12 protein-coding genes are annotated in these 15812 nt (G+C 52.1%); 4 read left to right on the top strand and 8 right to left on the bottom strand.

Annotation, left to right across the window (positions count from 1 at the left end; genetic code table 11):
• Nucleotides 1-7 precede the first annotated feature (7 nt).
• From HNV11_RS19260 to HNV11_RS19245, 4 genes are all read left to right on the top strand, one after another.
• On the top strand, nucleotides 8-1084 hold the full coding sequence (locus tag HNV11_RS19260; protein WP_171741211.1) for a Gfo/Idh/MocA family protein: 1077 nt from the start codon (nucleotides 8-10) through the stop codon (nucleotides 1082-1084).
• 343 nt (nucleotides 1085-1427) lie between these two features.
• A complete protein-coding gene (locus tag HNV11_RS19255; protein WP_240163577.1) occupies nucleotides 1428-2699 on the top strand; it encodes a helix-turn-helix transcriptional regulator in 1272 nt (423 codons plus the stop codon).
• Between the two features lie 710 nt (nucleotides 2700-3409).
• A complete protein-coding gene (locus tag HNV11_RS19250) occupies nucleotides 3410-6580 on the top strand; it encodes a T9SS type A sorting domain-containing protein (RefSeq protein ID WP_171741210.1) in 3171 nt (1056 codons plus the stop codon).
• A gap of 139 nt (nucleotides 6581-6719) precedes the next feature.
• Complete coding sequence (locus tag HNV11_RS19245) at nucleotides 6720-8954, top strand: S9 family peptidase (protein WP_171741209.1); 2235 nt, start codon at nucleotides 6720-6722, stop codon at nucleotides 8952-8954.
• Nucleotides 8955-9042: 88 nt separating this feature from the next.
• Here HNV11_RS19245 and HNV11_RS19240 read toward each other — a convergent pair whose 3' ends face one another.
• The 8 genes from HNV11_RS19240 to HNV11_RS19205 form a co-directional block, all read right to left on the bottom strand.
• Nucleotides 9043-10323, bottom strand: a complete 1281-nt coding sequence (locus HNV11_RS19240; RefSeq protein WP_171741208.1) for a serine hydrolase domain-containing protein — start codon at nucleotides 10321-10323, stop codon at nucleotides 9043-9045.
• 68 nt (nucleotides 10324-10391) lie between these two features.
• Nucleotides 10392-10955: a GNAT family N-acetyltransferase gene (locus tag HNV11_RS19235; RefSeq protein ID WP_171741207.1), complete on the bottom strand. Its 564-nt coding sequence runs from the start codon at nucleotides 10953-10955 to the stop codon at nucleotides 10392-10394.
• 4 nt (nucleotides 10956-10959) lie between these two features.
• Entirely contained in the window at nucleotides 10960-12060 is a 1101-nt protein-coding gene (locus HNV11_RS19230; protein WP_171741206.1) for a mandelate racemase/muconate lactonizing enzyme family protein, read from the bottom strand.
• A 36-nt stretch (nucleotides 12061-12096) separates the two neighbouring features.
• Nucleotides 12097-13233 (bottom strand): amidohydrolase family protein, encoded by a 1137-nt coding sequence (locus tag HNV11_RS19225; protein WP_171741205.1) that lies wholly within the window; start codon nucleotides 13231-13233, stop codon nucleotides 12097-12099.
• 45 nt (nucleotides 13234-13278) lie between these two features.
• Entirely contained in the window at nucleotides 13279-13755 is a 477-nt protein-coding gene (gene ispF / locus HNV11_RS19220; RefSeq protein WP_171741204.1) for a 2-C-methyl-D-erythritol 2,4-cyclodiphosphate synthase, read from the bottom strand.
• The gene (locus HNV11_RS19215; protein ID WP_171741203.1) at nucleotides 13752-14006 is read right to left on the bottom strand and encodes a hypothetical protein; all 255 of its coding nucleotides are present in this window, start codon (nucleotides 14004-14006) and stop codon (nucleotides 13752-13754) included. The genes ispF and HNV11_RS19215 overlap by 4 nt, the downstream gene beginning before the upstream one ends.
• A gap of 134 nt (nucleotides 14007-14140) precedes the next feature.
• A complete protein-coding gene (locus HNV11_RS19210; protein WP_171741202.1) occupies nucleotides 14141-14494 on the bottom strand; it encodes a nucleotidyltransferase family protein in 354 nt (117 codons plus the stop codon).
• Nucleotides 14495-14515: 21 nt separating this feature from the next.
• A complete protein-coding gene (locus tag HNV11_RS19205; RefSeq protein ID WP_171741201.1) occupies nucleotides 14516-15766 on the bottom strand; it encodes a M16 family metallopeptidase in 1251 nt (416 codons plus the stop codon).
• Nucleotides 15767-15812 lie beyond the last annotated feature (46 nt).

The raw sequence follows: 15812 nt of genomic DNA, 5'->3' as shown, positions 1-15812 counted from the left end.
CGACTTTATGCCTGCACCACTTCGTATTGCCGTTATTGGCCCTGGCAAAGTAGCCCACCTCCATGCCAAAGCCGTTCTTCAAACACCCGATACCCAGCTGGTAGCTGTTTACGGTCGCACGTATCAAAAAGCTGATGATTTTGCCCGGCAGTATGGTATTCCGGCCTATGACAATATCGCCGATATGGTCGCTCGCGAGGCCGTGGACCTTTGTCTCGTCTGCACGACGCACCCCGCGCACCGCGATCCTACCGTTGCGGCTCTGGATGCTGGCTCTCATGTTCTGGTCGAGAAGCCGCTGGCGTCATCGCTCGAAGACTGCGATGCCATGATCGAAGCCGCCCGGCGGAATGGCCGTTATCTGGGCACCATCAGTCAGCGACGATTCTATGAACCGAGCCAGCGCATTCGGCGGGCGATTGATGAAGGAAAAATCGGCAAGCCCGTGCTGGGAACTGTGCAGATGCTCGGCTGGCGCGATGAAGCCTATTATAAAAGCGATGCCTGGCGCGGTACCTGGGCCGAAGAAGGGGGCGGGGTATTGGTGAATCAGTCGCCCCATCAACTGGATTTACTGCTGTGGTACATGGGTGAAATTGAGGCAGTCTACGGCGTCTGGCGGAATCTGAACCACCCCTACATCGAAGTCGACGATACGGCGCTCGCAATTATTAAGTTCAAAAACGGGGGCTTGGGAAATATCATCGTCAGCAACTCGCAGAAGCCGGGCATTTTCGGTAAGGTCCACGTTCACGGCGAAAACGGCGCGTCGGTTGGCGTTCAGACCGACGGTGGAGCCCTGTTCATTGCCGGTATGTCGAGCATTACCGACCCGCCGGTCAACGATCTTTGGACCGTACCCGGTGAAGAGAACCTGTTGTCTCAATTCGTGGCCGACGATACCGCCTTTTTTAATACCATCGACGCGACGGTTTACTATTTCGGGCTGCAAATTGCTGAGTTCCGCGACGCTATCCGGGAAAATCGGCCTCCTGCCGTAACCGGTGAGGACGGCCGTAAAGTGGTGGCCCTATTCCAGGCCATCTACGAATCAACACGAACCGGATTGCCGGTCAAACTGTAAGTTGCCCTATTCGATTTCAATCATTGTGTTCAGGAAAAAACTGATTGGCAGAGACTAGAAATTAATCGGGGGACAGATAGCCATCTGTCCCCCGATTATTATATGATCTTTCCTTACGTTACGTAGTAGGCGTCCATATAATTTGTACATCAATCAGAATTGAGCTTAGAGTGGCTTATCGGACTACAAATATCTATGTAACTATTTATCCGGTTGTTTGTCTGCTAATAGTCTGGAAGTGAGTTTCATCGTTCATGCGTTAATTGTATCGTTATTTACTAGTGAACTAAGTATATTTGGCTAAATTAAAAGACCATTTTACTGAATAAAGCCTTACCCTATCGTGATTTGTTTTCGACAAAGGAGCTTGTTCAAGCTAGTTGTACTGCTGATTTTTCATTACTGTGCTTATAGTCAGTCATCTACCTTTAAACAGCTTGAGGAACAAGTCTACCGTCTGAATAACGCACTTGAGTATCGAAAAGCGCAGGGCCTCCTGTTACCTGTGCTGGAAGACCCGTCGATGAGTGCCGAAGAAAAATATCAGGCATCCATTCTGCTCTCGTACACCTATAAACGGCTGATGGATTATTCCTCAACCTTTCAGTTTCTGGATACGGCCCGTCAATACGCTCAGGCTACGTCAAAGGGGCCTGAATACCAGGCTTTTATTTCGGCTCAGGAAGCGCTTCTTTATTTTGACATCCATAACTATACGAAGTCGGAGCGCCTGATGAAGGCAATTGAAAAAACAGGTTTCCGCTATATCGATATGGAGAACAGGGCTAAATTGGTCATGCAGCAGGGATATTTACTCTACAGGAGAAAGCGCTATCTGCAAGCCGAGAAAACCTACGACCAGGCGATTAGCTTATTAAAGGCTTCTTCGCCTTGTGACTTGCCCATGATTTACGTAAAGAAAATGCAGCTTTATTCAGCTCTGAACAATAAAGCTAAAATGCTTGAAGCTTTACGTCTTTCTTCATTATACGCTGATTCCTGCAAGATTATCAAGTACCATATTTATGCGTATAGCGAACTCCTGGCCATTTATGAGCAGCGTGATGACATCGTCGGGATCGCCTTTGCGGCCAAACGGTTAGATTCATTGAATACATTATATGCTCAGTCAGAAAACGTTGCAAAGCTCCATACTCAAAAAGAAAAAATATTACTGAAGGCTAAAGACCAGCGGTTAGCTGAAAAGCAACAGTTCAACATTGTGCTGCTTACAATTGTATTGGGGCTGATTTTATTGGTGGCCGTTTTGATTTTTCTGTTAAAAGCTTACCGTAAGCAGCAACCGGTTATAGTGGTGGATAATAACCCGAAGAGAGCCGAGTTGAAAACTTATATGCTGCATCAGCAGGAGAAATCTCAGGAGTCAGTTTCAACCATAGCCAACAAAAACGTTCCGCTCTCTGACCGGCAACGAGAGGTGTTGACTTATATGGCCGCCGGCTTAACGAACAAGGAAATAGCCGATAAGCTTTTTATCTCGGAGAATACCGTAAAATACCACATCAAGAATATCTATCAAATCCTGGAGCTGAAAGACCGGAAAGACTTGCTGGTTACGCTTAGCAATATAAAGAAGGAACAAAGTCGAAGTTGATAACCTTCTGGTTTATAGCGTTTAACAGGCCCGCAAACGAAGTACTGCAATCAGGTATTATAATCATCAGAAAACGAGAGGTCGTTACCGGACTAAATTAAAGTGGTGCTTCAGTTATGCCAGATAGGCTGGCATTAACTACTACGTACGGCAGAATTGGTCAGTTGTGGAAAACAGGTAAAATAGATTGGTTTTCCTGTCCGTCCTGGGTCGACATTTCCCGAAACCAGTTGCTGTACACCGCTCGTTTATACTGAGCCACCAAACTTCTGAACTTCAGATAAGTCAAGTCATGAGCTATAGGATTGCTATCAGCGGCCCTGGCTTTAGTGTCATTGTAATGTTTCCGGCTCATCGCTGATAGACAATAAAGATTAGAATAACGTGGGTTGTATGAGCATCAAATGTAGACTGTAAAAGCCCAGGAAATAGCCACCCAAACGGGTAGTTTTAGGCAATAAAAAGCAGACTACCCGTCTGGGTAGTCTGCTCAGAGTCTTCATACGTCAAATAACCCGTAAGTAGCCAGCTTCCAATTAAGCGAAAAACCAATTCTGGCGCAGTCGAAACCCTAACTGGAGCGGACAGACGAAGTCTTTTTTTGGGACGGCCTTTTAGTAAATAACCTTATTGTATAGCCCTGAAACCTATAGTTTTGTTATTAACCGGCTTTGTACTTACCTACCGTAAAAGTCGGACAGCGTTTTATTATGAAACAAACTATACGCTTTATCCTTTGCCTTCTGGCTACCCTTTTGTTCGTTCCGGTTATGGCTCAAACCGGAACCGGGCCGTCGCTTACCTTCGCAAACAACGTTAATAAACTGCAGCGATCCGGAACGACGTATTTACCCACCAGTGATGGTAATCTGGTTGTTGCCTTTTTCTATGCCAACGGCGTTGGGGCATCCGTAAAAGACTGGAATCTGCAACTGACCAAGTATCTGCCAACGGGTAAAGTCGCTTATAGCCCATTGCCGTTGGCTACTTATCCGGGGATTAGCGGCAACGTAGTTTTAGCTGAAACAGCCGACCATTCACTCATTGTGAGTGGTAATGGCGTGACATACAGCTTTGAAATCGGTAATACGGCCAAGCTGAAATGGAAGACAGCCGCCCGCGCTACAGTCATGTATGCGACCGCCGACGGGGGCATCCTTCTGAACGATACGGATAATAACGTAGCAACCAAGCTGTCGGCAAAGGGAGAGAAGCAGTGGGATTTGGGTGCCAAAAACCTCATTCCAACCAGCGACGGTGGTTACGTAAGCTATGATGGCAGCGGCAAATTAAATAAGCTTGATGCTCAGCGTCAGTCAACGTGGCAAAGCCCGGAGTCGGCGGCATTTGCACAAGCTACGAAAGATGGTATCGTATATCGGGCGGCTACGAAGTTAATCAAGACTGATAACGCCGGGGCCGTTAAGTTCAGTCATACCATTGCAGGTGATGCCGGGGCTGTTACCCGGGTCGTTGTAGCAGCTGATGGCGGTCTGGCTTATTCAACGAATCAAACCGTTAAACTCGATGCGGCCGGCGCTGTACAGTGGCAGAGCCAGGTGCCGGGTGTCGTGCAGCAAACCCTCGATGGAGGTTTCCTGACTCTTCAGCGCGATCGGCCCGCCAGTGAAGTCAATACAACTGGCTACACCATGAGCAAGCTGACGGCCGATGGCACAACGGCCTGGCAGCGCTACATCAGCGGACAGATTGACGCCGACCTGGCTAACCAGCGCGGGCAGGCTGGTGCATTCCAGTCGCAGCAGGGCGATTACTGGTTTGTTACAGAGACCAATACGGGCAACGCCTTTACCAGTAACCTGATCATCAGTCGCTTCTGCCGGGATATTCTGCCGCTGCGCGTTGTGGCAGGAATGGCGTCTGGCGCCAGGCCTATTCGAAAAGATACCAGCTTTACTGTCTGTCGGGGCGACTCGCTTATACTCGGCTTTACCGAAGAGAATCAGATTCCGGGTCTGCTGTTCCAGTGGAAACAAAACGGTTCGAATGTCGCCAGTACGCCAAAGGGAATATTTCGGGTAAAAGACCCCGGCACGTATGTTGTCGAAGCCGCCGATACTGCCTGCGGTGTCAGAGCCACATCACCGGCCACGACCATTTCGCAAAGTCCCGCTCCGAGGGTCGTTCTGGCCGGCAGCAATTACTTCTGCGCGGGTTCGTCAGCAATACTCACCGCTACCGCCAGCAATGGTACCGGCGAATATCGCTACCAGTGGACTCGTAACGGTAGGCCATTCAGTACCAGCGCCACGGTAACCGTTACCGAGGAAGGCGTGTATAGCGTTATGGCTGGTGACGACGGCGGTTGTTTTAGTCAGCCTGCTGTTCAGAACGTAACGGTCAATCCGGTTATTACAGTTGGAATCACCGGCTCAGATTATTTCTGCCCCGGTCAGTCGACGCGCTTGTCGGCAGCCGTTACGGGCGGCACGCCGGGCTTCCGGTACCAATGGAAGCGCGGTGGCGAAGCGTTGGCAGCTCGCAACGTAAACTTCACCGCCGACCAGATCGGCACGTATAGTGTCGAAGTGGTTGACAGTCGGAACTGTGCCGTTGAGTCCAAAACGCTCGTTGTTACGCAGAACCCATCCCTGACCCTGTCGGCCGGAACCAATACGACGCTAACGGGAACCGAAGTGTTTAGTCTGGCGGGCGTGACGACGGTTAAAGGCGGAGTTGGACCTTATACGTATCAGTGGACCACTAACCCGGCCGAAGTAGCTGGTAATGGCTCAACGGCTGCTCAGCCGACTTTCGGGCCCTTCAATAAAAACACAGACATTCTGCTTACGGCCACCGACTCGAAGGGATGCAGTCTGACCGCCCTGTCGACGGTAACGTATAAGCCTTGTACGATTGAAGCGGTTATTAGCGGTCAGAACTATTACTGCACGGGTACCGCAACGTCGTTAAGTCTGGTTATCACCAATGGTAACGGCCCCTATCGCACGGTTTGGCAGGGTACCGAGATGCTCCTGAACACAAATACCTACACGCAGAACTATCAGTCGCCAGCGACACTGACCGCCGACGTAACGGATGCTAAAGGCTGCACCGTAAAGGCGAAAAGTGTAGTGGTTACGGAGGCAACTCGTCCAACCGCGACGATCAGCGGAACAACCGAATTCTGTAAGGGCAGCAGCACGAACCTGTCGGCGGTTATAGCTGGAGGTAAAGCGCCGTACACCTACGACTGGCGTCTGGATAACAAATCGGTTAGTACAACGGGCGGTACCCTGAACGCCACTACACCCGGCACCTACATGGTTCTGGTGAAGGACGCCAACGGCTGCGACAATCCATCGGCCAATCTGGTCGTAACCCAGCGAGCCAGCGATCTCGACGCGAAGATTACCCCCAGCGGCCCAACAGACGTCTTCCTGCCTGCCAGCGTTACGCTTACGGCCAACGCGGGTACGAGCCTCACCTACCAGTGGCAGAAAGACGGGCAGGACATCGCGGGTGCAACCACGACAACCTTCAGCACCACGCAGACGGGCAGCTACATCGTTAAAGTGTCGAAAGATGGCTGTACGCTTGCATCTCCGGCTGTGGCCGTTAGCGTGCAGAGCCCGCTGGCAATTGAGCCGATTGCTGCGCCGGTAAGCTTCGAGGTTTACCCGAATCCAGTTGAGAGCACTTGTGAAGTGGCTGTTCAGGTCACAAAACCATCGGCCGTTGTGGTAACCGTTTATGACCTGATGGGCCGGGCCGTGCGAACGCTGGGTGCGCCGACGAAAGCCAAGTCGCATAACCTGACGCTGAATCTGAGTCTGCTACCTGCCGGGACCTACGTAATCGACGTACAGGCCGGAGAGGCTACCGCACGCCAGCGACTGATGAAGGTATCCGGCCAGTAAACGTGCCGGATAAGCCATAAATTGATTAAGGTGAAAAGCCTGATCCCCCCGCCCGACGACCGTTGAGCGGGGGATTTGTTTGAAAGCTAAAACGCTGATTTTTTAGTAATTTTGATTTTTCAGACAAGTCTTTCACTTCATGATCAACCGCAATCCGTTCGGATGGCTTCTCGGTATCGCCCTCCTGACTGTTCACCTCGCGACCGCCCAAACGGCCGCCACTTCATCCAAACAACGCTATCCTAATCTGCAGCAGGCGCTGTTTTCGGCCGGTCAGCTAGCCGGGTCGTCGGGTCCACGCAGCGTAAACTGGATTGAAGGCGGCACTAAGTTTTCGTTTATCGACGGGCAGAGCACGATCAAGTCTTTTTCACCCAAAGACCAACAGGAGATCGTTGTGTTCGACGGTAGTCAGCTGAAGTTCCCCGGTACCGACAAACCCTTTACGTACGGTTCGTTCCAGTGGTCGAAGGATTCGAAGAACATTCTGTTCCAGACGAATTTTCGGCCGGTTTACCGCCGGTCAGGCGTGTCGGATTATTACGTGTATTCGGTGGCTGATAAAAGCCTCAAACTTGTTGCTAAAGATGCGCAGACTGCCGAACTCGCTCCTGACGGCAGCCGCGTAGGCTATGAACGGGGGGGTAATCTGTTCGTGTTTGATTTTGCGACGCAGAAAGAAACCCAACTGACCGACGATGCCAAACCCGCCTTTTACAACGGGCGCTTCGGCTGGGCCTACGAAGAAGAGTTTGGTCTGGCGCAGGCCTGGGAGTGGTCGCCCGACAGTAAGTTCATTGCCTTCTGGCAGTCTGACGAGCGACAGGTTCCAATTTATAAACTGACGGACTATAAAGGCTTCGACGAAAAATTTGATTCACTCCCTTATCCACGCGTTGGCGATCAGAATCCAACCGTTCGCATCGGCGTAATTGAAATTGGCAGCAAAGCCAAGCAGTGGATGAACGTTGATCTGGGCGATGGCTATATCCCGCGTATCTACTGGACCTCGCAGGAAGGGCAGCTCGCGCTGGTTCACCTGAATCGTAAACAGAACCACCTGCGGCTGTTTATGGCCAACGCCCGCACCGGCGACGCCAGACAGATTATGGAAGAGAAATCGACTACCTGGGTAGATATCTTCGATTTTTTCGCGGGCATCAACCATTTGTTCTATTTCCCGGCGGGTGTACAGGAATTTTACTGGGTATCGGACCGCGACGGCTTTGCGCATCTATACCGATATGACTATTCCGGCAAGCTGCTCAACCCCGTTACGAGTGGAAAATGGGAGGTAACGTACGTACACCATATCGACCCGAAGGCGAAGAAAGTTTATTTCACCTCTACGGAGGTTTCGCCGATGGAACGGCACCTGTTCGTAGCTGATCTGGACGGGAAAAACAAACGTCGGCTGACCTCGGTGGCCGGGCGGCACCTGGTCAATTTTTCGCCGAATGGCCAGTACTTCATTGATCGCTACTCAAACGTACAGACACCTACGCAGGTTGAGCTGCGCGATACGAAAGGCCAGTTAATCAAGGCACTGGAAACGAACCCGAAAGTAAAGGAGTACGTAGCCAGCCACGCCTATGCGCCCAAGGAGTTGACAAGCTTTACGACCTCCGATGGTCAGCGAATCGATATCTCGATCATTAAACCGCTCGATTTTGACCCGGCCAAAAAATATCCGGTTGTGGTCGATATTTACGGTGGACCCGGCGCACAGTCGGTGTACAACGATTTCGCAACAACTGGCTGGCATCAGTGGCTGGCTCAGACGGGATACGTAATCGTTGGCGTAAACAACCGGGGGAGCGGGGGGTACGGCCGCGATTTTGAAAAGGTCGTTTATGAGCAGCTGGGTAAGTATGAAAGTCAGGATTTCGCCGAAACGGCTGCTTATCTGGCCAAACAGCCATGGGTAGATGGCAACCGCATGGCTATTCGGGGACATAGCTACGGCGGCTATATGAGCAGCTACACGATGCTGACTCACCCCGGCGTGTTCAAAGTGTCGATTGTTGGCGCACCCGTAACCGACTGGCGGTTATACGACAGCATCTATACGGAGCGCTACATGGGTCTACTGCCCGAAAACGAGGAGAAATATAAAGCTAGTGCCGTCACAACGTACGCTAAAAACCTCGCTGGAAAGATGTTCATCGCTCACTCGACGATGGACGAAAACGTTCACGTGCGTAATACGTTCCAGTTAATGAATGCCCTGGAAGATGCCGGCAAAGATGCCGACCTCCGCATTTATCCGCCCGGTGCGCATGGCGTATCCTATAACCCGACGAGTTACGTGCTTCTCTACCAGCAATACACGAACTATCTGGAGAATAATCTGAAGGCCGGTACAGTTAACTGAGCAGGCAAACAGAACGAAGCCCGGCAAACAAATCTCTACGTTTGCCGGGCTTTTTACGTAAATGAGCAAGCCCCTGAGCGGGCGATAATTATTCCAGCGCCTGATAGACAGCGATGCGGAATTTCTTGACAAAGTCGCTGTAGTAGGAGTAGGGCTGTACGTTAGTAAAAACGAGCAAGATTAGCTCTTCTTTAGGGTCGATGGTGAATTCGGAGCAGTACATACCGCCCCACGTAAACGACCCTGGCGAAGCCTGATCGCCATAGCGCGAGTTTTCGGTAATGAGCTGAAAACCCAGCCCGAACTTATCCTTCCGGTCCCATACTTCAGCCGCGCCAATCTGGTTACGAAGCATCAGTTCAACCGTTTTACGGCCCAGAATCCGGTGGTTGTTGAACGAGCCGCCGTTCAGCAGCATCTGGCAGAATTTAGCGTAATCTTCAACCGTGCTCACCAGGCCGGCTCCACCCGAGAAATACGTTCTCGCGCCCGATATGGCATAGTTCCGGTAGGTTTCGTTGGTATGCAGGGTCAGCGGCCCATCTGTCTTTGAATAAAGTTCAACCAGTCGGCTGGCTTTGTTGGCAGGCAGATAAAAATCTGTATCAGTCATACCAAGCGGCTCCAGAACCCGTTCGTGGATGGCTACATCCAGCGACTTACCCGACAAGACTTCGACCAGCCGCCCGATGATGTCGCTGTTCAGCCCATACATAAAGCCCGCGCCGGTAGAATCGGTGCCCGGATCGCGTAGGAGCGGTCGTCTGGCCAGTTTGTTCACCACATCTTCCAGTTTGTCGGGTTTTGTTGAGTTAAAGAACGGTATATCAAATTCGGGCCGTTTGTCGAGAGGATGCTCATAGGGAATCCCGGCGTTGTGACTCAGTAACTGCCGGATCGTGATTTCACCTTTTGCCGGGCGGGTCTCATAAGTACCGCCGGTTGGGTTGTTCCGGTCGTATTTAATCAGCACGGTCGGGTTTTTAAAGGCTGGAATGTATTTGGCGATGGGATCGTCCAGCAGAAATTTCTCTTCTTCGAAAAACGTCATTAGCGTTACGGTAGTAATCGCTTTCGACTGCGAAGCAATGCGGTAGATGGCGTCGCGCCGGAGGGGCGTTTTCTTTTCCAGGTTGCTGTAGCCAAATGCCTTATAATGAACGACCTTGCCCCGGTGGGCAACGAACGTTACGGCATTCGGCGCAATACCCTGGTCAATCAATCCCTGCAGGAACGTATCGAGCCGTTTCAGCCGATCGGCGGAAAATCCGGCGTCGGCCGGGGATTTAGCCGTAGAGAACGTTTGCGGTGCCGAAGGCTGAGCCAGCAGCGACGAGGTAACAAACAGAAGAAAGAGTGTTAAGCGCATAGAAAGGTAAGGCATTGAGGCCAAAAGAGTTAGAGAGCTTGCAGGATGGGCTATCGGACACGACGCGGCTATTTTTGCCAGTCCCAGACCACCACGACCCAGGTTTCGCCGAGGGTGGGATCGTGAAAGGCGTGCAACGGCTCGAAACCAACGCGGCTGTGCGCACGTAATGAACGCGTGTTTCGCTGGGAAATATCGGTGACCAGCAACCGGTATTGACGGGCATACAGTTCGCGGTGACGCTCATACATGCGGTCGAAAAGCTGCTGGCCCCGGTAGCCATCCGCCACGCAGACCTGCCCCATCACGTAGTAGTCATACGTACTTAGGGCATTTCCCTGATAGGTCAGCGTATCGATGAAGCTGAACAGCGGGGTTAGCTCCGGTACGTCGTTTCGGAAGTCGGACAGCATGGTTAGGGCATAGCCAACTACACAATCACCATCTTTGGCGATGATGCTCGGCGCAGCCTGGTTCATGCGGGTTAGTACGGCCGGGTTGTGTTCAACGGTGAGAAAGCCTTGAGCCGTCTGCACGTCAGCTAATAGATTTTTGCGCAGATTAGCCCGCTGCAGAGCCAAAATGCCCAGCACGTCGGCATCCGATTGAGCGGTTGTAATAATGACGGACATACCGTTAAGCAATAGTGTTTACAGGAAGTTTTGCCAAGAAGGCCGAATCAATTTCAGCGCCAATGCCAGGCGTCTCGGGCAGGTTAATCTGGTAGCCGGTATACGTAATGCCACCATGCACCGGGTCGTCGGCATGTTCAAAACAACCATCCAGATCGCAGAACTGTACGTTCTGGCGGGCAGCCGCAAAATGCGCGTTGGCTGTCAGCGCTAGTCGGGATTCCGACATACAGCCAATCATGCAGGGAATGCCGGCCGCTTCGGCAATGGCATTGATCTTAAGCGCTTCAAAGATGCCTCCGCTCTTGGATAGCTTGATGTTGAAGTAATCCACGGCTTCTTCCCGCACGAGCCGGATGGCGTCGGTCGCATCGAACAGGCTTTCATCGGCCATGATGGGCACGGACGAGTTTCGACGGATTTGCCGCAGACCAGCAATATCCTGCCGTTTGATCGGCTGTTCGCAATACTGCACGTTTGAACTGCCAATGGCGCGCAGCACGGCCTGCGCCGTTACGACGCTCCAGCCTTGATTCGCGTCGGTTCGAATGGGCGTAATGTCGCCGATGGCCCGCCGGATCGCTTCAATACGCTGAACGTCGTCGCGAAGGTTCGTGCCGAGCTTTACCTTGATGGCTTCGGCGCCGTTGGCCTGAATCCGCAGGGCATCTTCAACCATGCGTTCGGGCGTATTGAGATAAATGGTCTCGTCGGTGACAAGCGGTCGTCTGTCCCCGCCCAGAAAGGCATAGAGCGGCATTCGAGCGGCTTTGGCAGCGATATCGTACAGCGCCATGTCAAAGGCCGAGCGGGTCGTAGGGTGGCCCGGTAGGTAGCGCGTCAGGGCGTTCAGACAGCCTTCAATATCGAGCGGATTTCGGCCGATCAGCAGGCGGGCCATGTCTTCAGCAGCCGCCAGTCCCGACGCCTGGGTCTCGCCGACAATCATCCAAAAAGGCGAGCCTTCGCCCCAGCCCGTAATATTTTCGCTGGTTTGTATTTCGACCAGCAGGTTACGGGCGTGTTCAATCGTGCCCAGAGAGATAGCAACAGGCGCTTTGAGCGGGATGTCGTAGCGATAGAGACGGATGCGGGTGATGATCATACAGATACCCGCCAGCCTTCGCTGGCGGGTGCGGAGTTACTGCGGGAACTGACTCTTATCCAGGCCCGGAATGATGCGCAGGGCGTTCTTGTAATAAACTTTCTTAAGCACCTCGTCGGGTAGGGCCAGGCCATACATGCGCCAGAACGCATGGTATTTTTTGTGATAGGGAAAATATTCGTCGTCGGTTTCGAGGACCCGGAAGTACGTAGCGTACTCCGACGGTACCCAACTGTCTTTGCCGAACAGAATCCGGTCCTGGTATTTCTCGAAAAACTTCCGCGCGGCCCGTGGCTGCCGACCCAGTTCAGCGATGACCGCCCCGATTTCCAGATTCATGTTCGGGAAGGCCTGCATCAGGCTGTCGAGCTTCGTCAGGTCGTTAGGAAACCACCCCATGTGTGCGTTAATGAACGTCGTTTTGGGGTGCTTCCGGAATACGTTGTGCTGCTCGGCAATGAGCTGTTCCCAGGGGATGGAATTATTTTCGGCGCGTTTCCGACCGGGATGAAGTTTCAGTTCGAGCCATCGCTCGTTATACCGGTCCATCGGGTCCCAGAACGACTTGGGGTCGGCCGTATGGATCAGCACAGGAACGCCCAGCTCCCCGCATTTAGCCCAGACGGGGTCCAGACGCGGGTCGTCCACCCGAACCCGGTTGCCTTTATCATCTTTGACGTTGAAGCCGAGACTTTTATAGATTTTCAGGCCCTTAGCGCCTTTTTTTACGTCTTCTTCGAGCGTTTTCACGGCCTGCGCAGTCCAGCCGTTGTCATTCACATTGGCAAAGTTAATGTTGGTAAAGAGCGCCAGTCGCTTCGAGTCTGTCTTCTGAATATTCGCCAGGGCGTCACTGAAGAACTTGCTGCTTTCGGCTGTATTGCTGCTGAAGCCACGTCCGCTCAGGTTAATCATCAGCCCCATGTTTAGGCTGTCCATCTGGCCGATAAGTTTCCGTAGATCGGCACCGTCCATCTGATACTGGTGGTTATGAACGTCAATGAACGGGTATTTAGCCCGACCCAGCTTATGTTCGGCTACTTTGAGCGTCGACACCGGTTCGTATTCTTCAAAATCGATGGGTCCGGCTGGCGTCGAGACTTTGGGCTGGGCAACAGCCAGGCTGGTAGCCAGGCAACAAACGCAGACCGCGAACGCAGAAGGTAAGCGCATAAAAATCATCCTGTTTATTCGATTAAGTATAGTTATGGGTTAAGCCTATCGATAAATAAGCGCCACGCAATGGGCCGCAATGCCTTCGCCCCGACCCACAAACCCGATATGTTCGGAGGTGGTGGCTTTGATGGAAATATCGTCTTCTGGTAGATTCATGACCCCGGCGAGGCATGTCTTCATAGCCGGAATATGCGGATTGAGCTTTGGCTCCTGCAGGACGACCGTCACGTCGACGTTCGAAATTTCGTAACCGGCACCCCGCACCATGCGCAGGACTTCGGCCAACAGCAGCTTACTGTCTACACCTTTCCAGCGCGGGTCCTTGTCGGAGAAATGGTAGCCGATGTTACGCATGTTGGCGGCTCCCAGCAGCGCATCGCAGAGTACATGGCAAACTACGTCGGCATCTGAATGGCCCACCGGGCCGAACGTACTGGGAATCTGAATACCGCCCAGCCAGAACGGCCGACCTTCTTCCAGCCGATGTACGTCGTAACCTTGTCCTACCCGAATTTTCATTCAATAAAGCCGTTTTCGCGCAGATACGCTTCAGTTTGTGAGAGAAATTCAGAAGCAGTTTCGATTGCTTTCTCTACAACAGCCATAGAAAGAGTCTCGTCTGGATCGTAATCACTATTTTGTCGGAGATTAAATAAAGCATGAAAGTTCTTTGTATCCTGGCTGTCGAACGGTCCGCTTTTTATAAAATGTTCGCCGAACAAAGCTCGGGCTGCCTGATGTGATTTGCACAGAATGGATTTAGTTGCCAATAAAGCCCTCACAGCATCATAGTAGCTGTACTAAGCCCGGCTGGCTGCGCTCCTGTAACTACCGGCTACGGAAAGTATACGGGCATCGTTTAAAAACTCTTCAGCCATGAGCATATAAGCAGATACGTTGGGATTCATATCTGTATTCCTTCCTGACGTGCCTGTTGATAAAGAAACAGTTCAGAGGTTAGGTACTTCGTGCGTGAAGTTGGTTTGACAGATATCAACACATCGTATTTATCCGATAGGTCACTTACAACCCCGGCCATATCCCAGATTTCGGCACCTGATTCCACAATGTCATCGGTTAATACAACCAGATAGTCAACGTCTGACTCAGCCTTAAAGTCGCCCCGGGCATATGAACCAAATAGAACCAGACAATCGAATCGATCACCGTATTGATTAGTGAGTGATTGCTTCAAATCACGCGAAAGCAATTGAAGTTTGCTCGCTGTCAGGGCTTTTGGGATATAGGCGGTTTCCATGTCTCAACAGGGTTGACTAGCTTACGCAACTGTGCCATCGGCGCGCCGGTAGTACAGCGTCGAACAGTTTTCCTTTCGCAGGACCTGCCGTGCCATATCCTGAATAGCATCGGGCGTAACGGCCTGAATCAGGTCGGCCTCCTGGTTGACCAGTTCCGGGTCGCCTGCGTTGGCCGCATAGGCGAGGTTTATGGCGCGGTTGAGCAGCTCAACCTCTGAGAAAGCCAGTGTTGCTTCGGCCTGGTTCTTGACTTTCGACAGTTCTTCCTCCGACACTGTCCTATCTATGAATTCCTGCACCACCGCTTCTACGGCCGCATCCGCTTCTTCCAGCGATACACCTTCATTGAGCGTACCCTGCACCACCAGCAGGCCGGGGTCGATAGACGAGGTGATGTAAGCACCGACGTTGCTGAACAGCGGGTTGGTACGCAGCAACTGCTGATAGAGCCGCGATGATTTGCTCCGCCCCAGCATGTCGCTCAGTAAATCGGCCGTCTGGAAACCGGGTTCGAAGCGACCGGGCATGTGGTAGGCTTTATACAAACCATTCAACGGGACTTTAGCCGACGCTTCCAGTCGGCGGGCCTCGGTCTGCATAGGCTCCTGCGGTAACTGACGGATATATTGTTCACCGGCCGGGATGGGAGCAAACCACTTTGCGCAAAGTTGCTTGACCTGTTCAACCGTTACGTTGCCGGCTACCACCAGAACCGCGTTGTTGGGCAGATAATACTTAAAGAAAAACGACCGTACGTCGTCGAGCGTAGCGTTTTCAATATGGCTGATATCTTTACCAATCGTGGCCCATCGGTACGGATGTTGCTGGTAAGCCAGCGGGCGGAGCTTGAGCCAGACATCGCCGTAAGGCTGGTTAAGGTATCGCTGTTTGAACTCTTCGATGACCACTTTCTGCTGAACGTCCAGCACCTGCGGGTCAAATGACAGGCTTAGCATCCGGTCGGATTCCAGCCAGAACGCCGTTTCCAGATTGGCCGCCGGCAGCGTAATATAGTAATTGGTAATATCAGGGCTGGTAAAGGCGTTGTTTTCGCCACCTACTTTTTGTAGCGGCTCATCGTAGCTCGGAATGTGCTGCGACCCGCCGAACATCAGGTGCTCGAACAGATGCGCAAAGCCGGTTCGGCTCGGGTCTTCATCGCGCGACCCAACGTTATACAGAATATTGACGGCGGCTATTGGCGTCGATTCGTCCTCATGAACAAATACCCGAAGCCCATTATCAAGAACAAACTGTTCGTAATGAATCATAGATAAAACTTTTGCGTATAGCTCTCGTTAGATAATACGCACTTAA

This window comes from Spirosoma taeanense, assembly GCF_013127955.1.
Classification (GTDB): domain Bacteria; phylum Bacteroidota; class Bacteroidia; order Cytophagales; family Spirosomataceae; genus Spirosoma; species Spirosoma taeanense.
Note: the sequence above shows the minus strand (reverse complement) of the source record. Positions and strands in the feature narration are given on the sequence as shown.